Genomic DNA, 23506 nt, shown 5'->3' with positions numbered 1-23506 from the left:
TTTTCAAAAGCACTTTTTAAATCTTTACCATCAATCAAAGATAATTTTTCAAAATCCCAAGAGGTTTCTCTTAAATCCCATTCTTTTTTGGAAATATCTATATTTTGTTGAACTAATAAATTGATTTCATTATTATAACTATGTTTATATATAATAGGAATTTTATTTAAGTTTCCTGGTTGATAATTTAATGTGGAATTTATTAATTCTAAAAATACACTTATTACTTTATTATTTAGTATAAATAATAAATAATTTAATGAGGCTTTTTCTTTTTGAAAAAGAGAACTTCCTGAATTATCAAATAAAAACCCTATGGGTAATTTTCTTATAGAAAAAAGAGAAGAGGATAATGCTGACCAAGTTAATCCTTCGTTAAAAATAAATTCTAAATTATAATTATGTGATCTAATTTTTCCGTTAGAATCTTTAAAATTTAAAATTTCAAAGATGATCTTAAAATCGCAGGAGGGGAAAAACCTCTACAGAAAAATGCTGGATTTTAAGGATATAATCGCGCCGAAGATCGATTTTTATACGGCAAATTTAATCATCGAAGGGCACTATCATCAAGATGAAATTTTATATTTTGGCGAAAAAAAATATATAAATTTATGCTCGTTCGGGGTTAGGAGCAAAATTTACGAGGTCTCAAAAAGCGAAAAATTTATGCTAATTCCAAAAAACTTAAACTTAAATTAGCTATAATTCCTAAATTTTTGCGAGGATATTTATGATAAAGCTTTGTGTTTTCGACTTTGATTCTACGCTGATGGACGGCGAGACGATAGGTTTTTTCGCCGCTAAAATGGGCACGCAGCGACAAGTTAGCGAAATTACGAAGCGCGCGATGGCGGGCGAGCTTGATTTTTTCGAGAGTCTTAGCGAGCGCGTGGCGCTGATAAAGGGGATGAAGCTTAGCGATGCTAAAGCTATCGCGGAAAGCCTGCCTTTCGTTTGCGGCGCTAGCGAGATCATCGCGTATCTGAAAAATAAAGGCATAAAGGTGATCGTCTTTAGCGGCGGATTTCATCTTGCCACCGACGCCGCGCAGAAAAAACTAGGCTTTGACGCGAGCTTTGCAAACTATCTGCATGAAAAAAACGGAATTTTAACCGGACTTTTCGGCGGCGAGATGATGTTTGGCTACTCAAAAGGCGCGCTGCTTGCGCAGCTTAAATCGCTGATGGGCCTAAGCGCAAGTGAAGTAATGTGCGTGGGAGACGGCGCGAACGACGTTTCGATGTTTCGCGAGGCGGGACTTAAAATTGCTTTTTGCGCGAATGAAATTTTAAAAAGCGAGGCGAGCGTCTGCATTGAAAAAAAGGATTTGAAGGAGATTATGAAATATGTATGATAAAGCCCTAAATTTCAGCCTTTGGTGCGACTTTTTGGAGCGCGATTTTATCGATAAAGATTTCGACGAGCTGATCAAAAAAGGGATAATTAACGGCGCGACTTCCAATCCCGCAATCTTTAAAAACGCGATCCTAATCTCCTCTGCATACGACTCGGCTAAAGAGGAATTTAGAAAAAAAGAGCCTAAAAAGCTGTATGAAATTTTAGCCACCGCGGACATCAGAAGCGCGGCGGAGAGCCTGCTTAAAAATTTTATTAACGGCGATGACGGCTTTGTGAGTATCGAGGTCGATCCGTATTTCGCAGACGACGCCGAGGCGATGTATCGCGAGGGCAAACACCTATACGGCACGATCGGCATGCCAAACGTAATGATAAAAATCCCCGCAACCAAGGCGGGCTACGAAGCGATGCGCGATCTACTAAAAAAGGGGATCAGTGTAAACGCGACCTTAGTTTTTTCGCCCGAACAGACCGTAAAATGTATCGAGGCTATAAAAGAGGGGATCGCGGGCTTTCGCCGCTACTTCCCGAAAGCAAATTTACCAAAAACCGTAATTAGCATCTTCGTTAGCCGCTTCGATAGGCTGCTGGATGAAAAAATGGCCGCGGCAGGCCTTCCTACCGGCAAAATCAGCACGATGAACGCTTCAAAATGCTACAATGTCATCGCTAAAGAAAATTTAAACTACGTAAAGCCGCTGTTTGCGAGCACAGGCGTAAAAGGAGATGATCTGCCGAAGGACTACTACGTCAGCGAGCTAATGTATCCGGGCTGCGTAAATACCGCGCCGCTTGAGACGATAGAGGCTTTTATAAGCGGCGATCAAAAGCCTAAAATGCCGCCGAGCGATGAAGAGATAGAGCATTTTTTTGCCCGAGTAGCGGATGCGAAGATCGATATGAAAAAGGCGTATAAAAAGCTGCTGGATGACGGACTGGTGGCCTTTGAAGAAGCATTTAAAGAGATAATAAAAACACTTAAAAAGGAGAAATGATGGCGGGTTCTATAGATTATTCGCAGTATCAAGTTGACGCTTCTACGCTGGATTTTAAGCAGCGAGATAGGCTAAATAAATATCTGGAATTTTTGATCCAAAATGGCGGTAGCGACCTTCATATAAAATCGGGCGCGGTTATCAGAGGGCGCATCCACGGCGAGCTAGTAAAATTTAGCAAGACGCCTTTTTTAAAAGAGGATGCGATGACGCTAGCCAAAGAGCTGCTCATTACGCGCTTTCCGGAGCTCATCGAGAGAAAGAGCGTGGATTTTACCTACAAGCTAAACGAAGATTATCGCTTCCGCGTTAATATTTTCTTTCAAATCGACGGTATTAGCGCGGTTTTCCGAACGATCCCCGTTAAAATTCCAGAGATTGACGAGCTGGGTTTGCCGCCCTCGATCAAAGATATTTGCGACACGGCTATGCGCGGCGTCGTGCTACTTACGGGACCTACGGGAAGCGGAAAGACGACCACTATCGCAAGTATGATAAATCGCATAAATAGGCAAAGAACCAGCCATGTCGTTACGATCGAGGATCCCGTCGAGTTCGTATTTAAAGACGATAAATGCATCATCAATCAGCGCGCTATCGGCGAGGACTGCAACAACTTCGCAGATTCGCTTCGCGCCGCGCTGAGAGAGGACCCGGACGTAATATTCGTGGGCGAGATGCGCGATTTAGAAACGATCGAGACCGCACTTCACGCCGCGGAAACGGGCCACTTAGTGTTTTCGACGGTGCACACTATTGACGCAAAAGAGACGGTAAACCGAATCATCGCGATGTTTGAGCAGGCTGAGCAGGAGCGTATCCGAATGACGCTAGCGTCCGTCCTAGAGGCGGTCATCTCTCAGCGCCTTGCTCGTACTATCGAGGGCAAGCGCGTAGCCGTCGTTGAAATTCTACGCAAAAACACCCGTATTAAGGATATGATACTTGATGCGCGTGACGATGAAATTCCAGACGCGATTGCCGACGGTCGCAACACCTACGGCATGCAGACCTTCGATCAGCACCTGCTCGATCTTTACAGAGACGGCGTCATCACCCGTGAGGAGGCGCTGGATAAGGCCTCTAAGCGAAACGACCTTGATCTACAGATCAAAAACGTCGATCTTGCCAAAAAAAGGGATTTGGCTGCAGAATCGGGAGAGAGCGCCGAGGAGATGCTTGCAGGCGAAGTTGTGCAGCTAAAAGAGATTCGCTGAGCCATAAATTTTAAAATTCTAAATTCTTTCAATTTGAAATTTTAAAGAATTCTGCCTGCTGCCGCGCAGGCAGAATTCTATTCGTTTGTCTCATTGTGTACAAATATGCCGTGACTTGCAGGATTTAGCGTAAATTTTAATCGGCTAAATTCCGTGCGATTTTACTTCTAAATTTCATCGTGGCGCTTAAATAGATTTAAAGCAACATTTAGCTATTATCACGCTTTATTTTTTCACAAAGGAAACCTAATGTTAGAAGGTATCGTTAGAGATAGTATCGGTAAAAGGGCTTCAAAATCCCTAAAACGAGATGGTTATCTAATCGCTAATATTTATGCGAAAGGATTTGAAAATATTAACGCAGCGTTTAAGGTAAACGACTTTATCAAGGCTATGCGCGCAAAAGAAGATCTTCCCTTCGAGGTTAGCATGGGCGGTAAGACATATCGCGTTATAGTGCAAGAATACCAAAAACACCCCGTCACAAATACCCTAACTCACGTAGATTTGCGCGTAGTTCAGGATGACGTCGTAAGCAAATATTTAGTGCCGGTTAAGGTAACTGGCGTCGCTAAAGGGCTAAAAAATAAAGGTATTTTGGTGCAATCCAAGCGCCGTATCGCCGTAAAATGCGCCGGCAAAGATCTACCAAACGGTTTTACGCTGGATGTAACCGATCTTGACGTAGGCGATTCGCTTTTGATCCGTGACATTCCGGTAAAAGCGGGCGTCAGCATCATCCTAGACGGCTCAGTAGCGGTAGTCGGAGTTACTTCGGCTAAATAGGGGCGCCTATGATACTGATCGCAGGACTTGGGAATCCTGCTCAGAAATACGCAGACACCAGACACAACGTCGGTTTTATGCTAATCGACGAAATTTTAAAGACGGGCGGCTTTAGCGAGCTCGGCTCGTCTAAATTCCAAGGCGAGCTTTTTAAAAAGGGCTCGCTGCTTCTTTTAAAGCCCCAAACTTTTATGAACTTAAGCGGCAACTCCGTAAAGGCAGTGAATGATTTTTATAAGCCCGAGCGCATCATCGTGGTGCACGACGATATAGATTTGGATCTGGGCGCCGTTAAATTTAAAAAAGGAGGCAGTAGCGGCGGGCACAACGGGATCAAATCGATCGACGCGCTAATCGGCGCGGATTACGAGCGCGTGCGTATCGGCGTGGGTAAAAAACAGCAGGGGCAGGACGCGGCAAATTTCGTGCTCGGAAATTTTAACGAAAGCGAGCGCGAGAAGCTGAGCGAAATTTTACCCTATGTCGCGCGCGCAGTAGAGGAGCTCATTTGCTCGGATATAGAGCAGATCGCGCAAAAATTTACGATTAAAAAGGCTAGGGCGTGAAGTTATACGTAAAATACGCGGCTCTTTCCTATCTGAAGTATTTTTTTATCCTGCTAATAGCTCTTGAGTGCTTTTATGTAGGCATCGATGTGCTTACCAATCTCAAAGATTTTCCTTCAAGCGCGAATACCGCTCTTTTGTATATCGCCCTAACGGCTGCAGTCGCGCTTAGCTACACGCTGCCGCTAAGCCTCATTTTCGCGCTGATTTTAATGATGTTTAATATGATTAGAAGCAACGAGCTGGTGAGCTTTTATGCGCTTGGGGTTAGCAAAAACGCTCTGATAATCCCTCCATTTTTGATCGCACTTGCGATTACTGCAGGCTTTATAGCTTTAAATTCCACCCCGTTTGCATACGCATTAAAATTTCAAAAGAATTTAACCGATTTATCGCCTACGGGGGGAGATATGTTTTTGAAATTTGAGGGTAAATATATCTACATCAAAGCTCTAAACGGCAAAAACGCAAATGATATAACGATCTTTGATGTGGGTGATAACTCCGTTGCTTCACGCTCGCATGCAAGCTCTGGCGAATACGCAGGTAAAATTTGGCATCTGCGCGACGTAAATACCACTACTTTACCAGCGCAGCTTAAACTTGGAGGAAGTGGATTAAAAAGTAAGCTTGGCGCGCAGAGCGAGGCGCTTAAGGGCTTTGATCCAAGCTCAATTGCAAGCGTTTATGATACGAGTAATGTATATTCGATCAGGGATGCTTTGCGTTCGATCCGCACATTTTCGCATCAAGGCGTGAATATCTCCACCATAAAAGCAAGCCTTTATAATATGATATTTTTTCCGTTATTTGCGCCTTTGGCAGTATTGGTTCTGTATTATTATCTGCCCGTTACGGGACGGTTTTTTAATCTTGCGCTGCTAAGCTTTGGATTTTTTATCGCTACGCTATGCGCTTGGGGAGTGCTTTTTGTGTTGATTAGGTTTTCTCTCAACGGCGTCATCATCCCAGAACTTGGCATTATCGTGCCCATAACAGCGCTATTAGGCTTTGCAGCATTTTTAGTTTTTAAGCATCGTTAAGCCTTGATTTGTTAGAATGGCGCAAAATTTATCGGTGGAAATTCTATGGATTATTCAAGCTTAGCCCGCAAATACGGCACCCCTTTATACGTTTACGATTTTAACGAGATACAAAAGAATTTCATAGCGCTCAAAGAGGCCTTCGCAGCGCGCAAGTCGCTCGTCTGCTTCGCGATCAAGGCAAGCTCTAATTTAAGCATTTTAAAATTTCTATCGGATCTGGGCAGCGGCTTTGATTGCGTCAGCATCGGCGAGCTGCGCCGCGCTCTGTATATCGGCGCAAAGAGCTATAAGATCATATTCTCTGGCGTCGGCAAGCAAGATAGCGAGCTAGAATTTGCGCTAAAGTCGGATATCTTGCTGATAAATTTAGAAAGCGAAGCTGAGATGCTGCGCCTGGAGCGGATCGCGCAAAAGCTAAATAAGCCCGCTCGTATCAGCATCCGCGTAAATCCGAACGTCGATGCCAAGACCCACCCCTACATCTCCACGGGGCTAAATGAGAACAAATTCGGCGTCAGCATCGAGACCGCGCGCAAGATGTATATCTACGCCAAAAAGAGCAAATTTTTAAATCCCGTCGGTATCCACTTTCACATCGGCAGCCAGCTTACGGACATTTCTCCGATCTGCGACGCGGCAAAGATCGTAAGCGATCTGTTGCGCGAGCTGCGAGCCCTTGAGATCGATATAAAATTTTTCGACGTGGGCGGCGGCATCGGCATCCGCTACGAGGATGAAAAGCAGATCGTGCTCTACGACTACGCGCAGGGGATCTTGCGCAGCCTAAGCGAGCTAGATGTCACGATCGTGTGCGAGCCGGGGCGTTTCATCGCGGGGGCTGCGGGGGTATTTCTTACCCGCGTGCTTTACGAAAAACAAAACTGCGGCAAGCGCTTCGTTATCGTCGACGGCGCGATGAACGATCTCATACGTCCGAGCCTCTACGGCGCGCACCACGCCATCGAGATCGTTAGCGTTTCGGGGGGTATAAATTTAGACGAATCCGGCGCGAGCGAAGTAAATTTAGGCCGTACAAGCTCGGATCAAACAAATTGCTCGTGTGTGGATGAAAAAATTTTGGGCGGTATAAATTTAGCCGCAGTGAGCCTCTGCGACGTCGTGGGCCCGATCTGCGAAAGCGGCGACTTTTTGGCCAAAGGCGTTAGCCTGCCTAGCCTGCAAAGCGGCGATCTGCTCGCGATCAAAAGCGCCGGCGCCTACGGTTTTTCGATGTCGAGCAACTACAACACCCGCTGCCGCGCCGCCGAAGTCGCGGTTTACGACGGACAAGACCGCCTAATTAGAAAGCGCGAGAGCTTTGATGATCTAATCGCGCTAGAAAAGGATTTCGTATGATCCGCGCGGCAAGCCGTCCAAAACGGGGCGCAATCTTAAATTTCAAATCCGAACGCGCAGCGGCTTTAAATTTTAATGCCGCAACGAGCGCGGCCTTAAATTTTAAACGCACCGCCGCTTTAAATTCCAAGCCCAAATGCACCCGCGCTTTAAATTTCAGATCCGAACAAAATGCGCCTCTAAATTTTACGGCAAAACAAAGCCCCGCTTTAAATTTTAATCTCGGCTCTTTAAATCTCAGATCCCGTCGCGACGAATTTTATCGCGCCTTCTTAGCGTGCAAAAGTTGCGGCGCGGCAATCGCAAGCGATGAAATTTTAAGATCGCGAGGTAAGAATTTCAAAGCCTGCGGCAAGAGCGGCGGCGTGAAATTTTTAAAACCGAAATTTAGGGGCGAGCAAAAGGAGGGTTGTGATGCAAAATATCGATGATCTGCGCGTTTGTATTGACAGGCTGGATGATGAAATTTTGCGCCTTATAGACGAGCGCATGGGGTTTGTCAAAAAGATCGGCGAGCTGAAGCAGACCGCTGGCAGCGCGATCTACCGCCCGGAGCGCGAGCGCTCGATCATCAGCAGGCTGGACGGCGGAAAGGCGCAAAATTTAAGCAAAGAGGCGATCGAGGCGATATTTTTTGAAATTTTCTCGGTTTCGCGAAATTTAGAAAAGCCGCAGATAGTCGCTTTTTTAGGGCCTTTCGGCACCTATTCGCACCAAGCCGCCAAGAGCCGTTTTGGCGCGGTAAGCTCCTATCTACCACTCTCAAACATCGAAGCAGTCTTTAAAGAGCTTGATAGTGGCGAGGCTAAATACGGCGTCGTGCCGATCGAAAACAACACCGAGGGCGCGGTGGGCGCGACGCTTGATTGCTTGCGAAAATACGAGGGCGTCAAGATCGTCGCCGAAATTTATATGGACATCCACCACTGCTTTGCGAGCCACTGCGACGACGTAAGCACCGTGGATCAGATATTCTCGCATCCGCAAGGATACAATCAGTGCCTTAAATTTTTAGACGATCACGGCCTTAGCGGCGTTAAATTTACCGCGACCAAATCTACCGCGCTTGCGGCGCAGATGGCAGCCGCCACGCCGCACTCCGCCGCGATCTGCTCCAAGATCGCCGCCGATCTTTACGGCGTGCCTATGATGTTTCAAAAGATAGAGGACAACTCCGCCAATCGCACGCGATTTTTCGTACTGAGCGACTTTAAAAACCAAAAGAGCGACCGCAACAAAACGAGCATCCTAGCCAAAACCGACGACCGCCCGGGCGGGCTCGTGGACTTTTTGCAGATGTTTCGCAACGAGGGGATAAATTTAACTAAGCTCGAAAGCCGCCCTGTTAAGCTTAGAGATTTTAAATGCATCTTTTATGTCGATTTTGAGGGACACATCGACGATGAGCGCGTGGCGCGCGTGCTGCAAAACGCGCAGAAAAACGGCCACGAAATCACCTGGCTGGGAAGTTACATAAACGGAGGGGAGTGATGAAATTTAACGAATTTGTAGAAAATCTAAGCAATTACGAAGCGGGCAAACCGATCGAGCTTGTGGTGCGGGAGTTTGGTATCCGCAAGCAGGACGTGTTAAAGCTTGCTAGCAACGAAAATCCTTTCGGCACTAGCGAAGCGGTGCAGGATGCAATCGTGCAAAATGCCGCCTATGCGCATCTTTACCCCGATGATTCGATGTATGAGCTAAAGGGCGCGCTCGCCTCGAAATTCGGCGTGGAGCCGCAAAATATCATCATCGGCGCGGGTAGCGATCAGATCATCGAGTTTGCGTTGCACGCCAAGCTCAATTCGCGCCGCGCGATACTGCAAGCAGGCGTTACCTTTGCGATGTACGGCATCTACGCAAGCCATTGCGAGGCTAAAGTTTACAAAACGAGCGCGCAGGAGCACGACCTAGCCGAACTTTTAAAAATTTATAACGCGCATAGAGATGAAATTTCGGTCATCTTTTTGTGCGTGCCGAACAATCCGCTGGGCGAATGCTTGGATGCGGAGGCAGTGTATAAGTTCGCTGGCAGCGTGGATGAGAACACGCTTTTAGTGATCGATGCCGCATACAACGAATTTGCGGCGTTTAAAGATGAGCGCAAGAGGCTTGATCCTAAGCTTTTAATTCAAAATTTTAAAAACGTGCTCTATCTGGGCACCTTCTCTAAGGTCTATGGGCTGGGCGGCATGCGCGTAGGCTACGGTATCGCGCCGCGCGTAATCATAAGTGCGCTTTATAAGCTGCGACCGCCTTTTAATATCACGACGCTTAGCCTCGCAGCGGCGATTGCGGCGCTAAAAGACGAGGCTTTCGTGCAAAAGAGCCTACAAAACAACGCCGCGCAGATGAGCCGCTTTGAAGATTTTGTGCGCGAGCGAAATTTGGAATTTATCCCTAGCTACGCAAATTTCATCACGTTTAAACTTAGTCCGCCGATAGATAGTAGCGAGCTTTGCGATAGGCTTCTGCGCCGCGGCATCATCATTCGAAATTTAAAAAACTACGGGCTAAACGCCGTGCGTATCACGATCGGCACACAGGGGCAAAACGATCGCGTCTTGGGCGCTTTGGGAGAGATTTTGAGTGGATATTAAAAACAAAAATTTACAGGAGCTACGAGAGCTCTGTGCGCAGATCAGAGCGCGCATCATCGAAGTCGTGAGTAAAAACGGCGGCCATCTAAGCTCAAATATGGGCGCGGTCGAGCTCATCGTAGCGATGCACTACGTATTCGACGTCACGAGCGATCCGTTTATCTTCGATGTGAGCCATCAAAGCTACGCGCACAAGCTTCTAACGGACCGCTGGGAGGAGTTCGGCTCGCTTAGGCAGTTCGGCGGTATCAGCGGCTACACGAAGCCTAGCGAGAGTAAATTTGATTACTTCGTCGCAGGACACGCCTCGACGTCGATCTCTTTAGCCGTGGGTGCGGCAAAAGCGATCAGTCTAAAGCGCGAAGATCGCGTGCCGGTGGTGCTCATCGGCGACGGCTCAATGAGCGGCGGTATGACTTATGAGGCGATGAATGAGCTAGGCGATCTGCGCTTGCCCTGCATCATAATCCTAAACGATAACAAAATGAGCATCAGCAAGCCGATCGGCGCCTTTAGCAAATACCTAAGCCAAGCGATGGCGGGCGAGACATATCAAAAATTTAAATCCCATGTAAGAGAGCTGCTCTCCCACGCTCCGCAAAGCGCGACATATATGGCAAAGCGCTTTGAAAATTCCTTAAAACTCATTATCCCCGGGATGTATTTCGAGGAGCTTGGGCTTGATTACATCGGTCCCGTGGACGGACATAATCTAGAGGATCTAATATCGGCGCTAAAGACGGCAAAAAGCGCGCGCAAACCGGTCGTCGTGCACGCTCAAACGATCAAAGGCAAAGGCTATGACAAGGCCGAGGGCTATTTGGAGAGCTGGCACGGTGTAGGGCCTTTCGATATTCAAAGCGGAGAATTTAAGAAAAAATCCGCCGCCAAAAGCGCCACGCAAATTTACGCCGAGGCTCTTTTAAATTTGGCCGCCAAGCATGAAAACGTCGTGGGCGTAACCGCTGCGATGCCAAGCGGCACGGGTATGGATAAGCTGATCGAGAAATTTCCGCACCGTTTCTGGGACGTCGCGATCGCCGAGCCTCACGCGCTAAGCTCGATGGCTGCGATGGCGCGCGAGGGTTTTAAGCCGTACGTTACGATATATTCGACCTTCATGCAGCGCGCGTTCGATCAGATCGTTCACGATGCGGCGATTATGAATTTAAATTTAGTCCTTGCGATGGATCGCGCCGGCATCGTGGGCGAGGACGGCGAGACGCATGAGGGGGTCTTTGACGTGAGCTTCTTAAATGCGATCCCAAACGTCAGTATGTGCGCGCCGCGAGACGAGGCGAGCTTTAAACGGATCATCGAGTACTCCTACGCGCATGAGGGGGTTTTGGCGATACGCTATCCGCGCGGAAGCTTTATCTTGGACTGCGACGAGACCGGCGCGTCTGCAGTAGAGCTTGCAAAATCGGTGTTTCTGAAGCGCAGCGATAGCGCGCGAGTAGCGTTCATCGGCTACGGAAACGGCGCTGGCAGAGCGTATAAAACGGCTGAAGCGCTAGAGGGGCAGATGGAGGCGGATGTCATAGATCTAGTCTTTGCAAAGCCTTTAGACGCCGAGTTTTTACGAAGTTTAGCTCACAAAGATAAAATTTGGTATGTCTTTAGCGATAACGCCAAAAAGGGCGGCGTCGGTGAAATTTTAAGCGCATTTTTGCAAGAAAATGAAATTTCGGACGTAAAGATCGTGAGCTTCGAGTTTGCCGATATCTTTTTACCGCACGGCAAGACCGCCGACGTGGAGCGCAGCTTGGGCTTGGATATCCAAACTCTAACCGAGCGAATATTAAGTGATAAAAAGTATTAGTTAATATCAACTTTGTTTAAAGTAAAATTTGATAATATCACTTTAAAATTTTTGAAGGACAAAAATGAGCCACGTAGAACTACTCAAAACCTGCGGTTTGAAAGCAACTCCGCAAAGATTATGTATCCTAAAGGTACTTGATCGCCACGAGCATCCAAGCATAGAGGACCTATACGAGGGGATCAAAGAGGACTATCCATCTATTTCACTAGCGACTGTTTATAAAAATTTAAACACCCTACTCGACGAGGGCGTCGTAGTCGAGGTCAATGCGCCGAATAAAAAGAGCCGCTACGACATTTATCAGATGCCGCACATCCACGTCGTATGCGAAAAATGCGGCAATGTCACGGATCTTTTCATGGATGATGCCTTTAATAAGGACGTTTTGAAAAACATCGAGCGCAAAGCGGGCAATTTCATCCGCAAGCTAAATATCACGGCTACGGTCGAAGACTGCGAAAAGTGTAGATAGTTTAAAGAATTTTCTGCTATCATTACCCACTTTATTTTTGGAGCGGGTATGCAAACTAAGCGTAAATTTTTATTGAGCGACGATTCGATTCTGCGGACGCTAGAGCGTGCGGGGCTGAAATGTCGCAAGGTAAAGATCACTTGGTTTTATACTTCGTTCTATCCCGAAATTTATTATATCCGCCAAAACGACGAATGCTCTTTGCACCACAAAAAAGAGGATCTCGACAGACAAACTCTAAATTTTAAAATTTCAAAAGATGACTTCAAAGAGGCTTTAAAAAGCAGGATCGCCCGCGTCGTGCAAAAAAACCGCTACGGCTTTGCTAACGACGAGGCGGAGTTTTGGCTAGAACTTTACGGCGGCGAGCTAAATATGCTAGCGGTGCTGCGGGCTAAATTTAAAGACGAGCTCTCTAGCGCAAATTTTGATTTTGCAAAAACCTTCGGCAGCACCGATTTTTGCGAGATCACAGACGATTACCGCTACAAAAGCCGCTATCTGGCGCGCTACGGCATCCCGCCGCGCTCGCTTGATTTCGCACACGCTCGCAACGTTTTTAAAAAATTTAGCCGAGTTAAATTTTTCGCGCCGCCCTATGCGGACAGCGTTAAGCTCGCGCGCTTGGCGCTTGAGCTAGCGTGGATACGGGCATGCGGCGCAAAAAGCGAGTATCAAAAGAACCTCTCCCCCGAAGCTCTTCACGAGCTGCGCGTGCAAACCCGCAAGGCAAGGGCGCTTCTAAAGCTATCCGCGCCGCTTTTCGAAGCGGAAAAAAAGGATGAAATTTTAAAACTGCTCGCAGAATTTATGAGCCGCAGCAATCAGCTGCGAGACCTTCACGTTTTTGCGGAGTTTTTGAAGGCCGACGACGCGCCTGCGAGCTTTTTGCAGCAGCTAAATCTTATCGCAAAGCGCTCGGAGGATAAAATTTTAGAATTTCTCTCTAGCGCGGAATTTACAGATTTAAGCGGCGCTATTAGCGGCTTTTTAAACGGCGCGGACGGCATCTACGCGCGCAGCGAATATGAAAAAATTTCAAAAAAGTTCGCCTCCGCCCGCCTTTGCAAGCTGATTAAAAGCTTGCGCGCGGAGCTAAAAAATTTACAGCAAGGTTCATCGCTGCAGGCATTTCACGACGCGCGTATAGGGCTAAAGAGGCTGCGATACGCGCTTGAAATTTTTGCAAGAAGCTTTGATGAGGGCTGCGTCAGGGAGCTGTTTAAACGCACCAAAGCTGCCTGCGAGGATTTCGGCGCGCTGCAAGATATCAGCGTGTGTCAAAATTTCATCGCGATCTATCAAAAAGCAAGCGATAAAAGCGGCGTCGCGTTTGCGTATCTACTGGCTCTGGACGCCCGCCTAAACGATCGCCGCGCCGAGCTGGAGGAAAAAATTTTAAATGAAAAAGAGGCTCTTTTGCGCGCGCTGAAAAGATCGCTGCGCAAAATCAAAGCATACGAATAAGGAAAGCCCGTGCAAAAACAGGAAAAAATCATAAAGATGTTCGATGAGATCGCGCCTACCTACGATCTGGCAAACCGCGCCATCAGCTTCGGCGTGGACGTTTCGTGGCGCAAAAAAGCGGTCGAGCTGACGCTTGAAAAGCTTAAGGGAAAGCTCGTGAGTATCGCCGACGTCGCGTGCGGCACGGGCGATATGATAAGCTCGTGGCGCGACGGCGCGGCACAGTACGGCGTGCAGATCGAGCGGATCGTGGGGATCGATCCTAGCGAAGGTATGCTCGAGGTGGCGAAGCAAAAATTCCCTAGCTGCGAGTTTATCAAAGCGACCGCAGGCGCCACGACGCTGGATGATGCGAGCGTGGATATTTTAAGCATCAGCTACGGCATAAGAAACGTCGTGGAGCTGGACGCGGCGCTTGCGGAGTTTAATCGCGTCATCAAACCGGGCGGTTCGCTCGTGGTTTTGGAATTTACCAAAGCCACGAGCGGCGGGCTCGCGTTTAAAATCAGAGATTTTTACGTGAGTAAAATTTTACCCAAAATCGGCGCTTTCATCTCGAAAAACAAAGAAGCCTACGAGTATCTACCAAGCTCCATCGGTAGCTTCCTAGACGCCGCGAGCTTTAGCGAAAAGCTCAAAAATGCGGGCTTTGAGCTGCGCGTGCAAAAGGGCTTCAGCTTCGACGTCAGCACGCTTTTCATCGCGGAGAAAATCGCGCGAAAGAGCGACGATGCTTAGCGTAAGCGAGCTCAACGCCCAAGCCAAGACGCTTTTGGAGACAAGCTTTAGCTTCGTCGAGGTCGAGGGCGAAATATCTAAGCTTAGAATTCAAAGCACGAGCGGACACTGGTATTTCACGATCAAAGACGCGAGCGCGGCGATCGATTGCGCGATGTTTAAATTTAACGCCGCGCGGATAAATTTTATCCCCGCCGTGGGCGATAAGCTCATCGTAAGCGGCAAAGTCTCGCTATACGCTCCCACGGGCGCATATCAGATCCAGGTCTCAAATATCCGCAAAAGCGGCGAGGGCGAGCTGGAAGCGGCGTTTGCCGCGCTAAAAGAAAGGCTTAGCAAAGAGGGGCTTTTCGATGCCTCGCACAAAAAACAGCTTCCGAAATTTGCTCAAAGCATCGCGATCATCACGAGCGCGGGCTCAGCAGCGCAGGCGGATATGCTTCGCACGGCGCAGGACCGCTTCGCGCTTTGTAAAATCGATCTGTATAACGCGCTAGTGCAAGGCGAGGGCGCGCCTGCTTCGATCATAAGCGCGCTGTGCGCAGCCGACGCGAAGGGCTACGATGCGATCGTCATCGCTCGCGGCGGCGGCTCGCGCGAGGATCTGTGGTGCTTCAACGACGAGGCCTTGGCTCGCGCGATCTACACGGCCAAAACGCCCGTCATCTCGGCGGTCGGGCACGAGATCGATTTTAGCATCAGCGATTTCGTAGCCGATCACCGAAGCCTCACGCCCACCGCCGCGATGATCGATCTGCTGCCCGATATTTGCGCGATCTTTCAGAGCCTAGACGGCGTAAGCGACGCGTTTGATAGGCTGATAAAAGATAAAATTTCATCCGCACAAAACGTGCTGAGCCTCGCAGCTTTACAGCTTAAATCAAAATCGGTCGAGCCAAAAATTTCAGGCTCGCTTGCAAAGCTTTTAAATTTCGAGCTTAAATTTAAAAACTTCGTGGACTCAAAGCTAAGCGCCGCAGAGCATACGCTAAGCGCTAAGGATGAGCTTTTGGCGCAAAAGGCGAAATTTTTTGAGATTACAAAAGATCTCGTTCAAATCCAAAAGGGCGGCAAAACGGTGACCTTAGGCGAGCTTGCCGCGGGCGACGAGTTCGTCCTTTGCTCGCAGCAGCTCAGCAAAAACGCAAAAATCATCTAAAGGAGTCAAAATGGATAGAGTAATAAATTTTAGCGCAGGACCTAGCACCATCCCGCTGGGCGTGCTAAAGCAGGCGCAAGAGGAGCTGCTAAACTACGCGGGGCGCGGATTTTCGATAATGGAGATCTCGCACCGCACTAAAATTTTCGAGGAAGTTTTGCATAGCGCGATGAGCCGCGTGCGCGATCTCTATCGCTTTTCGGACGATTTTACGATTTTATTTTTGCAAGGCGGCGCGAGCCTTCAGTTCGCGCAGGTGCCGATGAACCTATACGCAGGCGGCGTCGCAGAATACGCCAACACGGGCAACTGGACGAGCAAAGCGATCAAGGAAGCGGGCGTGCTCGGCATAAACTACCGCGTGGTCGCAAGCAGTGAGGAGAGTAAATTCGACCGCATCCCCGAGGTTAAATTTTCTGACGACGCCGACTACGGCTACATCTGCTCAAACAACACTATCTACGGCACGCAGTATTCGCAGCTACCGCAGTGCGCCTGCCCGCTCGTAGTCGATAGCTCGAGCGATCTGTTTTCGCGCCCCGTGGATCTTAGCAGCGTAGGGATGTTTTACGGCGGCATTCAGAAAAACGGCGGGCCAGCTGGCGTCACGATGGTAGCGATCCGCAAGGATCTGCTGGACCGCGCAAATCCCAAAACGCCGATAATCCTGCGCTACAAGACGCAGGCGGACGCGGACTCGATGAGTAACACCCCAAATACTTTCGGAATTTACATGCTAAATTTAATGCTCGGCTGGATCAAGGACGAGATTGGCGGGCTTGCGGCGATGCATGAGCGCAACAAGCGCAAAGCGGCGCTACTTTACGGCGCGATCGATGCTAGCGGCGGCTTTTACCGTGGCCACGCGCAAAAGGATAGCCGCAGCCTGATGAACGTGAGCTTTAATATAGCAGACGCCGCGCTTGAGCCCGTTTTCGTCGCGCAGGCGGAGGCAGCGGGGATGATCGGGCTTAAAGGACACCGCGTTTTAGGCGGCATCCGCGCCTCGATCTACAACGCGATAAACTACGAGGACGTTGAAAAACTAGTCGCTTTTATGAGCGAGTTCGCGCGCAAAAACGGCTAGCGGCGGTTAAATTTAGAGGGTTTGGGCGCGGCTCGCACTGATAGACGAGATTGTTTAGGATCCGCGCTTACCTTCTCGCTGAGCTAGTATTTGCCATAGTCCTCGCTTTTATAGCAGGTATTTTACGGTAGAAATAGCTTTGATGCGGCTTAGATTTCGCCGCTAGAATTTTATTGAAGGCAAAATTTTATGATGTTAAAATTTTGCATTGGATGAAGTCTGATGGCTTTGATTTTACAGCGGTGAGCGGACTTGGTGCTGCTGGGATTTATTAGGTAGGATTTAACATGCAAAACGCTATTATCGGTGTTCGAGGAGGGTCGGCGGTTTATTTATTTAGGTGCAGATTTAGCGTATTTAGCGCCTAAATTTAAGCTTAACCCTAAAAACAGGCAAAATTAAACGAAAGGATTTAAATGAGTTTTAAGAGATTTTTTGCAGTAGCGCTTGTGGCGGGCGCTTTCGCTTCGGTGAGCGCAGAGGCTAGCGCTGCTGGGGATTTTTGTATCAAAAATGGCGGCGAGCTGATCGTCCGCAAAGACGGCAACGGCGTGGATTACACCGTTTGTAAGCTGCCTGACGGCACTATGATCGACGCTGAAGAATTTTATAAAACAGGCGGCGATTTGAGTAAATTTAAGAGCGTAAATCGATAGAATTTTATCGCTTGCGAAATTTGCAGCAGCGAAATTCCATAAAATTTTGCGTCAAAATTCCTCTTTAAAATTTAGATGAATTCTAACTAGCAAGCATTGGCGAGAGTGAATTCTCGGGCGCCACAAACGAAGTGATGGCAGCAGAGTGATGGAAAAAATTCAATTATCCAAACATCAACGATGTGCGGAGATTTTGCTCCAGTAAGGCGCTGAAAGCGGCGGCTATGCAAGACAGAAATATTTTAAGTGATTTGAACGCGCAGGAAACCTACTAGATTGCTCGATTACGACGCAGGTTTTTTTGGATATGCGATAAGCGTTTGTGCCCATACTTGCTGAACTTAAATTTTAGCCGTTCGTGGACGTCGCTCGCTTCCTTTTTTTGAAAGACTCAAATTTTAGTCGCCTGTGAGCGCCCATTCGCTTCCTTTGCCTGCGTAAATTTAGCGCGTGAAAACCACGACCTCGCCGCGCTCAAACGTGATCTGCCGTCCCGCTAGATACAGCTCGAAGTAGGGCTTCAAAAAGTCCTCCTGCGGCTTTTGCGCGTAGTTTGGATACTGCAAGTACACAGGTAGCAGATAATCGCAGTTGATCGAATAGTACGCCTCGCCGAGCACCCATAGCTTCGCATCGAGCTTAGGCGTATCTATCATCCACTCCGTGATCGTCTCATAGACGGCGTCCGCAAGCTCGTCTTTACTATGCGCAAAATCAAAACCTTCCTGCACGCGAGCGGATTTTATCTGCTCAAGTATCTTTAAAAGCTCGCTCCTGCCTAGAAATTCGGCGAAAATTTTTAAATTCCGAACGTGCGCTAAAGCTAGGCTCTTAAGCGCTTCGCCACTAAATTTCGGATCCTGCGGTGGGCAAAAATACCCGGGCGCCATGCCCTGATCGAACGCCTCCCGCGTCCGCTGCGCCGTGACTGCGTAGATCGGCATTATGCGCGCTTGCAGCGCCTCGCCGTTTTGCAGCGGCGCAAACACCGCTCCTACGCCGACGCCGTCAGGCATAAAGCACTGAAAAAGTCCGTAAAACTTATCCTGTAGATCGATCTCTTTGCAATCTAAATCAAGATCCAGCCCCGCAGCCTCGTCAATGCGGCGCGCGTACTCGAAATTCGTCATTTTCGCCCCTTTAAATTTTGATCGTCAAAGCGTTTGCGTGGAATTTTACCTAAATTTTGCGCATTTGCCGAATTAAAATTTATGCGCGATGAGACTTTTGTAGAATTTAAAATTTAGCGGTTCGGTTTGAGCTGATCCTGCGGCAAGGCGGCGGAGAGATTGGCGGCGGCAGGTGTCGCGTGACGGGGTGATGAGCGGCGACGGGTTGTCGTGCGGGCGGTTAGTAGCGGTGGATGGGTATCGCGTGGCACCCGACGGCGGTACCTGCGGCATGTGACGACGGGCGGTAGCCGATGATCGCGACCGCAGCGCTCGCAGCCTACTTGCTCGCAGAAGCGGATTTTTAACGCTCAGGCCGTCGCAAAATGGCGGGCGGTGTATTGGACGACGGTCGCCGCCGCGGTATTCGCGGGCCGGTCACTTACAAAAGCGCTTTTCGTGCTCATAGCGCGCATTAGCGGCGCAAGGTCGGCGGCATTATCCGATCCGTTGCGCGCGAAATGAAATTTTATCGTTTAAATTCTAGAGCAAGACCTGCGCGTGCAGCGGTAAATTTGCTTGTAGTAATGAAATTTATCGTCCAAATTTAGTAAAAGATAAAATTCCAAATCGCGCATTAAGTAGTGTGAAATTTTATTTGATTTTGTTTCGCCGCGCAGCGGTTTGCGCGGCTTGCTTTAAATTTTATTCTATCCCCGCAAATGCTGCTTTCGCGTCCGCCAGATCCTTCTCGTCCGGGTGTTTCGCAGCCTCCGCCCAGCGCGCAAGTCGCTCGGGAGTGATAGGATGGGGCGAGTTGCCGCCGGCCGCCATTTTGCGCATCGTTTCAAGCAGATTCGGATCAATCGCGCCCTGGCAGGCAAACTCCCTTATAATCTCGTTGCCGTTTGCTTTAAGCCCCTCTTCAAAGGTATCCAGGCACTTGCGCGAGTGCTCGCCGTCCGGCTCTGCGCCCAGAGTCATAAAAACGCCAAGCTTCTTGCCGTGAATCTTGCGTAAAAAGCGCATAAATTTCGCTTCGGCTTCGCCCTTATCGACGTAAAAGCCCAAGGCTATGAAATCGTAATCATCGACCTCACCCTCAAAGTCGCGGAAATTTAGACTCTCGCAGCCCAGTTGCTCGGCGATCGCGTCGCCCACCTTTTTTGTGTTACCCGTTTGCGAGGTGTAAAGCACGATTTTTTTCATACAAAATCCTTTCTAATAATGTTTGCTATCTCTTCGTTGATGTTGTTGCCCCAAAAAATTCCGTCCAAGCTCAAGATCGATCTTTGATCTTTTAGTTCCAAAAGCCCCCAGCTCTCAAATTCTTTGAGCTTTTGCACCGCTTCGTCGTAAATGCTCGCACTCAGAGCCTCTTTTAGCTCGTTTAAATTTACGATCGGGTATTGAAACAGATTGTTTAGCACGCTATATTTTGCCTCGCGCTCATCGATTCGCGAGATCATCTTGTGTCCCGACACGCCGTAAATTCCGAAGCCCGCTACGTGTCCGCCCGCGCCGTTGCCGATAGGCAGGATATCCGTGCCCTTGTGGCTTAGCTTGATGTAGCCGTAGTTATCGCGACCTTTTCGAGCAAGTTTGGTAAGCTCCAAAACCTCGAAATTCCCGCTTTGCAGTAGCGCCTCTGCAAAGGCATGGTGCAGCTTTTTATCAGTCGGCAGATCGTAGTAGGAGGTGTCGATCTTTTTGGATAGCTCCGAGCCTTCGAAAAACATCAGCGAGTAAAAGCTAGCGCTATCTAGACCTAGCTCATTTACGTAGCGCGCGTCTGCGATCGCTTCCTCCACGCTTTCGTTCGGGAAGTTGTAGATGATGTCGCAGCAGAGCATGCCGTCAAATTTTTCTCTAAGATCCTTCAGTCGCTCGATTGCGCGAGCGGGCTTATGCACGCGGTTTAGAAGTGCGCGCCCCTGTCTGCTGAAGGTCTGCACGCCGATGCTAAAGCGGTTTACGCCGAAGCTTTGCAGGGCGAGCGCTTTTTGCATATCTAGATTATGCAGCGTGGTTTCTATGCTGATCTCGCAGTCGTCCGCGATCTTGAAATTTTTATGCAGCGCGCCCAGAACCTTTTCGAAGTGCGTCTCGCTAAATACGCTCGGCGTGCCGCCGCCGAAGTAGATGCTTTTAACGCTTTTGGTATCGAAATAGGGCATCTCGCCGTAGTCTTTGATCTGGCGGATCAAAAATTTAGCGTATTCGTCCAGCTCGTCGCCGAGTTTGGAGCGCATCATCGAACAAAACGAGCAGATGTTGTCGCAAAAGGGCACATGCAGATAGATCACGCAGTCGCTGTCTTTCGCGGGCTGCTCCAGTGCGTCAAACAGCTCGTTTTCGCTTGCGGAAACGCTCTCGAAAAGTTTGGAGCGGTGGTGGGATTTAATGCGTTCTTTAAACATCTATTTCGTTGCCTCCGCGTAAATTTCATCCACCGTCTCGCCGATCTGCGGGCTGCCCCGCAAGATGAGCGTCGGAGCTTTTAAAATTTTGCCCGATTTTACCGCTTTGGTGTTGCTAAGGATCGGATTTGCCTTTAAAAAATCCTCCGTCTCGCCGCCCACGACGACGATTATATCGGGGTTTTGCTCGAGGATGTATTCGGCAGATACCGAAGGCGTGCTGCCTTTTAGGCCATCTGCGATATTTTTGGCGCCTAGGCGAGCGAAGATATCGCCTACTAGGGTTTTGTCGTTAAAAGCCATAGTGGCGTTTGAGCCAAAAAATAGCGCTACTTTTTTGCCGCGAAGAGCGGGTTTGTCTGCAAAAATTCCATCCATCTGAGCGCAAATTTTATCCGCCTCGCTCTCTTTTTTTACGATGGTCGCAACCTTCTTTACGTTTTGGCAGATGTCTGCGGTGGAGTTTGCGTCCATCGCAAGGCTCTTAAGTCCCAGCTTTTGTAGATTTTCGCTAACGCCCGCGGAGTGAAAGCTCGTAATAACCAGATCGGGCTTGAGCTCGACGATTTTTTCCATATTTGGCTTGACGTAGGTGCCTACGCTAGGTAGTTTCGCGGTTTCTGCCTCCGGGCGGATCTTGCTCATCGAGGTAGTTGAGATCGCAGCGATCTGATCCTGCGCCCCCAAAGCGTAGATGATCTCGACCGCAGCGGGATCAAGTACGACTAGACCTTTGGCGAATACAAAGCTCGCCGCAGTCAAAGCTATAAGAATTTTTTTCATAATTTCTCCTTTTTGGGTAGTATAAATTTTACCCCGTTTTCTTCTACTATTAAGGCGTCAAAGCCGTAAATTTCTTTTATGATCTGCGGCGTAAAAAGCTCGCTCGCGCTACCACGATACCTCACTGCGCCATCTTTTAGCATCAAAATTTCATCGCAAAAAAGCGAGGCTAAATTTAGATCGTGCAGCACGATGACGCTCGTTAAATTTAGCGTTTTAGTTAAATTTTCGCAGATCTTCATCGCCTCGATCGCGTAGTTCATATCAAGCGCGCCCGTGGGCTCATCGAGCAGTAAAATTTCAGGCTCGCTGACGAGCGCTCTGGCAAGCAGTACGCGCCCGAACTCGCCGCCGCTTAGCTCAAACGCGCTGCGATTTAAAAATCTCTTCACGTCCAAAAGCTCTGCCATTTGCTCCACTTTAGCGTGATCGCTCGCATCGTAGCCGCTAAATGCGCTTTTTAGGCGGCAAAATCTGCCCGCAAGCAAAATTTCTTTCACGCTAAGCGGCGCGGCGAGGGCTGTTTTTTGCGGCACGAAGCCGATGAGCGCGGCAAGCTCTTTGAGGCTATATTCGCTTGCTTTTTTGCCGTTTATTTCGATGATGCCGCTTGCGGGCTTTAAAATTTGCAATATGTTTTTTAGCAAGGTGCTTTTGCCGCAGCCGTTAGGACCCAAAATCCCGTAAAATTTACCTCGCTTTAAATTTAACTCGATGCCTCGCAAGATCGCCCGCTTGCCGTAGCTGAAGTTTAGCGCCGAAATTTTCATGCATGCTTCCTAAACGCGAGGTATAGAAAAAAGGGCGCGCCGAAAAAGGAGGTCACCACGCCGATTGGAATTTCTACCGGCGAGAGGGCGTTTTTAGCGATTACGTCGCAAAAAACCAAAAAAACTCCGCCGGTAAGCGCGCTAGCAGGGATCAGCACGGCGTTGCTCGCCGTATGAAGCGCCATGCGAAGCGTGTGCGGAATGATGAGCCCCACGAAGCCTATCATACCCGTAAACGCGACCGAAAAGCCGATGATGAGCGAGGAGACGATGAGTAGGCTCTTTTTGGACCTCTCGACGTTGAGCCCCAGCGACTTCGCCTCCTCGTCGCCGTTTAAGATGATATTTAGCTCGTGGCGCTTTGCGTAAAAATACGCCATGCAAAACAGCAGCGGCGGCAGCAAAAGCGCGATCTTTTGCCAGTTTGCGCCGCCTAGATAGCCCATCATCCACGCCGTAATCCTAAAACTATCCTCTCCGATTAGATAGACCGCGAAGGATGTAAATGCGCCCAAAAAGGACGATACGGCGATGCCTACGATCAGCAGAGTAGAGATAGAGCGGGTATGGGCTGCGAGCTTAAAGATTACGAGTGAAAGCCCGCTGGCGGCCAAAAACGCGAAAATTCCGTAAAAAACGTCGCTAAGCCCCAGCAGATAGGCTATGACCGCGCCGAAAGTCGCTGCCGAGGCGATGCCGATGATGTAGGGATCTGCAAGTGGGTTTAAAAATACGCTTTGCACCACCACCCCCGAAGTTGCCAGCAGCGCGCCTATTAAAATTCCAAGCACGAGGCGCGGCAGGCGCATTTGCAGCAATATGAGCTGCTTGGTCTCGTCTATCTCACCGAAGGTGAAAAATTTCGCGATGTCGCCTAGCGAAATGCTCGCTCCGCCGCTGCTAACGGCCACTAAAGCAAGCAAGACGAAAGCTGCGATTAGAAAGAGATAAAATTTAAAGCTCATAGTCCACCAGGCGAACTATACGCGCAAATTTCGTCGCGGCGGATATTTTTAAAATTTAAACGGTGCCAGGAATTTATGCGCGCGGAATTTATGAAATTTTCATGGCCGGCGCCATCATTTTTGCAGC

General features: G+C 48.8%; 24 protein-coding genes. 18 read left to right on the top strand and 6 right to left on the bottom strand.

What is annotated here, in order from left to right; translation table 11 throughout:
- The first annotated feature begins 450 nt into the window (after positions 1-450).
- The 18 genes from Q0095_RS00975 (at position 451) to Q0095_RS00890 (ending at position 17332) form a co-directional block, all read left to right on the top strand.
- Positions 451-702: a hypothetical protein gene (locus Q0095_RS00975; protein ID WP_297880527.1), complete on the top strand. Its 252-nt coding sequence runs from the start codon at positions 451-453 to the stop codon at positions 700-702.
- A 31-nt stretch (positions 703-733) separates the two neighbouring features.
- Positions 734-1357 (top strand): phosphoserine phosphatase SerB, encoded by a 624-nt coding sequence (gene serB, locus Q0095_RS00970; protein ID WP_297880525.1) that lies wholly within the window; start codon positions 734-736, stop codon positions 1355-1357.
- A complete protein-coding gene (locus Q0095_RS00965) occupies positions 1350-2357 on the top strand; it encodes a transaldolase (RefSeq protein WP_297880523.1) in 1008 nt (335 codons plus the stop codon). Before serB ends, Q0095_RS00965 begins: the two co-directional genes overlap by 8 nt.
- On the top strand, positions 2357-3574 hold the full coding sequence (locus tag Q0095_RS00960; protein WP_297880521.1) for a PilT/PilU family type 4a pilus ATPase: 1218 nt from the start codon (positions 2357-2359) through the stop codon (positions 3572-3574). Before Q0095_RS00965 ends, Q0095_RS00960 begins: the two co-directional genes overlap by 1 nt.
- Before the next feature lie 249 nt (positions 3575-3823).
- Complete coding sequence (locus tag Q0095_RS00955; protein ID WP_297880519.1) at positions 3824-4360, top strand: 50S ribosomal protein L25/general stress protein Ctc; 537 nt, start codon at positions 3824-3826, stop codon at positions 4358-4360.
- An 8-nt stretch (positions 4361-4368) separates the two neighbouring features.
- A complete protein-coding gene (gene pth / locus Q0095_RS00950) occupies positions 4369-4926 on the top strand; it encodes an aminoacyl-tRNA hydrolase (protein WP_297880517.1) in 558 nt (185 codons plus the stop codon).
- Entirely contained in the window at positions 4923-5969 is a 1047-nt protein-coding gene (locus Q0095_RS00945; protein WP_297880515.1) for an LptF/LptG family permease, read from the top strand. The genes pth and Q0095_RS00945 overlap by 4 nt, the downstream gene beginning before the upstream one ends.
- A gap of 45 nt (positions 5970-6014) precedes the next feature.
- The gene (gene lysA / locus Q0095_RS00940) at positions 6015-7328 is read left to right on the top strand and encodes a diaminopimelate decarboxylase (RefSeq protein WP_297880513.1); all 1314 of its coding nucleotides are present in this window, start codon (positions 6015-6017) and stop codon (positions 7326-7328) included.
- On the top strand, positions 7325-7759 hold the full coding sequence (locus Q0095_RS00935; protein ID WP_297880511.1) for a hypothetical protein: 435 nt from the start codon (positions 7325-7327) through the stop codon (positions 7757-7759). Before lysA ends, Q0095_RS00935 begins: the two co-directional genes overlap by 4 nt.
- Positions 7743-8819, top strand: a complete 1077-nt coding sequence (pheA, locus tag Q0095_RS00930) for a prephenate dehydratase (RefSeq protein WP_297880509.1) — start codon at positions 7743-7745, stop codon at positions 8817-8819. The genes Q0095_RS00935 and pheA overlap by 17 nt, the downstream gene beginning before the upstream one ends.
- A complete protein-coding gene (gene hisC / locus Q0095_RS00925; protein ID WP_297880507.1) occupies positions 8819-9928 on the top strand; it encodes a histidinol-phosphate transaminase in 1110 nt (369 codons plus the stop codon). The genes pheA and hisC overlap by 1 nt, the downstream gene beginning before the upstream one ends.
- The gene (gene dxs / locus Q0095_RS00920; protein ID WP_297880506.1) at positions 9918-11750 is read left to right on the top strand and encodes a 1-deoxy-D-xylulose-5-phosphate synthase; all 1833 of its coding nucleotides are present in this window, start codon (positions 9918-9920) and stop codon (positions 11748-11750) included. Before hisC ends, dxs begins: the two co-directional genes overlap by 11 nt.
- A gap of 64 nt (positions 11751-11814) precedes the next feature.
- Positions 11815-12225 carry a Fur family transcriptional regulator gene (locus Q0095_RS00915; protein ID WP_297880504.1) on the top strand — a complete coding sequence of 137 codons (411 nt, stop codon included), beginning with the start codon at positions 11815-11817 and terminating at the stop codon, positions 12223-12225.
- Positions 12226-12273: 48 nt separating this feature from the next.
- The gene (locus tag Q0095_RS00910) at positions 12274-13692 is read left to right on the top strand and encodes a CHAD domain-containing protein (protein WP_297880502.1); all 1419 of its coding nucleotides are present in this window, start codon (positions 12274-12276) and stop codon (positions 13690-13692) included.
- 9 nt (positions 13693-13701) lie between these two features.
- Positions 13702-14430, top strand: a complete 729-nt coding sequence (gene ubiE, locus Q0095_RS00905) for a bifunctional demethylmenaquinone methyltransferase/2-methoxy-6-polyprenyl-1,4-benzoquinol methylase UbiE (RefSeq protein WP_297880500.1) — start codon at positions 13702-13704, stop codon at positions 14428-14430.
- Positions 14423-15589 carry an exodeoxyribonuclease VII large subunit gene (gene xseA, locus Q0095_RS00900; RefSeq protein WP_297880498.1) on the top strand — a complete coding sequence of 389 codons (1167 nt, stop codon included), beginning with the start codon at positions 14423-14425 and terminating at the stop codon, positions 15587-15589. The genes ubiE and xseA overlap by 8 nt, the downstream gene beginning before the upstream one ends.
- A 10-nt stretch (positions 15590-15599) precedes the next feature.
- On the top strand, positions 15600-16676 hold the full coding sequence (gene serC / locus Q0095_RS00895) for a phosphoserine transaminase (protein WP_297880496.1): 1077 nt from the start codon (positions 15600-15602) through the stop codon (positions 16674-16676).
- Between the two features lie 416 nt (positions 16677-17092).
- Positions 17093-17332, top strand: coding sequence for a DUF333 domain-containing protein (locus Q0095_RS00890; protein WP_297880494.1), 240 nt, complete (start codon positions 17093-17095; stop codon positions 17330-17332).
- 443 nt (positions 17333-17775) lie between these two features.
- Here Q0095_RS00890 and Q0095_RS00885 read toward each other — a convergent pair whose 3' ends face one another.
- The 6 genes from Q0095_RS00885 to Q0095_RS00860 all read right to left on the bottom strand — a co-directional run bounded on the left by Q0095_RS00885 (position 17776) and on the right by Q0095_RS00860 (position 23379).
- On the bottom strand, positions 17776-18462 hold the full coding sequence (locus Q0095_RS00885; RefSeq protein ID WP_297880492.1) for a hypothetical protein: 687 nt from the start codon (positions 18460-18462) through the stop codon (positions 17776-17778).
- 684 nt (positions 18463-19146) lie between these two features.
- Positions 19147-19650 (bottom strand): flavodoxin family protein, encoded by a 504-nt coding sequence (locus Q0095_RS00880; RefSeq protein WP_297880490.1) that lies wholly within the window; start codon positions 19648-19650, stop codon positions 19147-19149.
- A complete protein-coding gene (locus Q0095_RS00875; RefSeq protein WP_297880488.1) occupies positions 19647-20861 on the bottom strand; it encodes a radical SAM protein in 1215 nt (404 codons plus the stop codon). Before Q0095_RS00875 ends, Q0095_RS00880 begins: the two co-directional genes overlap by 4 nt.
- A complete protein-coding gene (locus Q0095_RS00870; RefSeq protein WP_297880486.1) occupies positions 20862-21644 on the bottom strand; it encodes an ABC transporter substrate-binding protein in 783 nt (260 codons plus the stop codon).
- The gene (locus Q0095_RS00865) at positions 21641-22414 is read right to left on the bottom strand and encodes an ABC transporter ATP-binding protein (protein ID WP_297880484.1); all 774 of its coding nucleotides are present in this window, start codon (positions 22412-22414) and stop codon (positions 21641-21643) included. Before Q0095_RS00865 ends, Q0095_RS00870 begins: the two co-directional genes overlap by 4 nt.
- On the bottom strand, positions 22411-23379 hold the full coding sequence (locus Q0095_RS00860) for an iron ABC transporter permease (protein ID WP_297880481.1): 969 nt from the start codon (positions 23377-23379) through the stop codon (positions 22411-22413). Before Q0095_RS00860 ends, Q0095_RS00865 begins: the two co-directional genes overlap by 4 nt.
- Between the last annotated feature and the right edge of the window lie 127 nt (positions 23380-23506).

The organism is uncultured Campylobacter sp. (genome assembly GCF_938045535.1).
Lineage (GTDB): Bacteria > Campylobacterota > Campylobacteria > Campylobacterales > Campylobacteraceae > Campylobacter_B.
The sequence above is the reverse complement of the archived record's forward strand: the minus strand, read 5'-3'. Positions and strand labels throughout refer to the sequence as shown.

Excerpts from the sequence above, each read along its gene's own strand:
- Q0095_RS00975 (WP_297880527.1), top strand. The coding sequence starts at position 451 with ATGATCTTAAAATCGCAGGAGGGGAAAAACCTCTACAGAAAAATGCTG.
- serB (WP_297880525.1), top strand. The coding sequence starts at position 734 with ATGATAAAGCTTTGTGTTTTCGACTTTGATTCTACGCTGATGGACGGC.
- Q0095_RS00965 (WP_297880523.1), top strand. The coding sequence starts at position 1,350 with ATGTATGATAAAGCCCTAAATTTCAGCCTTTGGTGCGACTTTTTGGAG.
- Q0095_RS00960 (WP_297880521.1), top strand. The coding sequence starts at position 2,357 with ATGGCGGGTTCTATAGATTATTCGCAGTATCAAGTTGACGCTTCTACG.
- Q0095_RS00955 (WP_297880519.1), top strand. The coding sequence starts at position 3,824 with ATGTTAGAAGGTATCGTTAGAGATAGTATCGGTAAAAGGGCTTCAAAA.
- pth (WP_297880517.1), top strand. The coding sequence starts at position 4,369 with ATGATACTGATCGCAGGACTTGGGAATCCTGCTCAGAAATACGCAGAC.
- lysA (WP_297880513.1), top strand. The coding sequence starts at position 6,015 with ATGGATTATTCAAGCTTAGCCCGCAAATACGGCACCCCTTTATACGTT.
- Q0095_RS00935 (WP_297880511.1), top strand. The coding sequence starts at position 7,325 with ATGATCCGCGCGGCAAGCCGTCCAAAACGGGGCGCAATCTTAAATTTC.
- pheA (WP_297880509.1), top strand. The coding sequence starts at position 7,743 with ATGCAAAATATCGATGATCTGCGCGTTTGTATTGACAGGCTGGATGAT.
- hisC (WP_297880507.1), top strand. The coding sequence starts at position 8,819 with ATGAAATTTAACGAATTTGTAGAAAATCTAAGCAATTACGAAGCGGGC.
- Q0095_RS00915 (WP_297880504.1), top strand. The coding sequence starts at position 11,815 with ATGAGCCACGTAGAACTACTCAAAACCTGCGGTTTGAAAGCAACTCCG.
- Q0095_RS00910 (WP_297880502.1), top strand. The coding sequence starts at position 12,274 with ATGCAAACTAAGCGTAAATTTTTATTGAGCGACGATTCGATTCTGCGG.
- xseA (WP_297880498.1), top strand. The coding sequence starts at position 14,423 with ATGCTTAGCGTAAGCGAGCTCAACGCCCAAGCCAAGACGCTTTTGGAG.
- serC (WP_297880496.1), top strand. The coding sequence starts at position 15,600 with ATGGATAGAGTAATAAATTTTAGCGCAGGACCTAGCACCATCCCGCTG.
- Q0095_RS00890 (WP_297880494.1), top strand. The coding sequence starts at position 17,093 with ATGAGTTTTAAGAGATTTTTTGCAGTAGCGCTTGTGGCGGGCGCTTTC.
- Q0095_RS00885 (WP_297880492.1), bottom strand. The coding sequence starts at position 18,462 with ATGACGAATTTCGAGTACGCGCGCCGCATTGACGAGGCTGCGGGGCTG.
- Q0095_RS00880 (WP_297880490.1), bottom strand. The coding sequence starts at position 19,650 with ATGAAAAAAATCGTGCTTTACACCTCGCAAACGGGTAACACAAAAAAG.
- Q0095_RS00875 (WP_297880488.1), bottom strand. The coding sequence starts at position 20,861 with ATGTTTAAAGAACGCATTAAATCCCACCACCGCTCCAAACTTTTCGAG.
- Q0095_RS00870 (WP_297880486.1), bottom strand. The coding sequence starts at position 21,644 with ATGAAAAAAATTCTTATAGCTTTGACTGCGGCGAGCTTTGTATTCGCC.
- Q0095_RS00865 (WP_297880484.1), bottom strand. The coding sequence starts at position 22,414 with ATGAAAATTTCGGCGCTAAACTTCAGCTACGGCAAGCGGGCGATCTTG.
- Q0095_RS00860 (WP_297880481.1), bottom strand. The coding sequence starts at position 23,379 with ATGAGCTTTAAATTTTATCTCTTTCTAATCGCAGCTTTCGTCTTGCTT.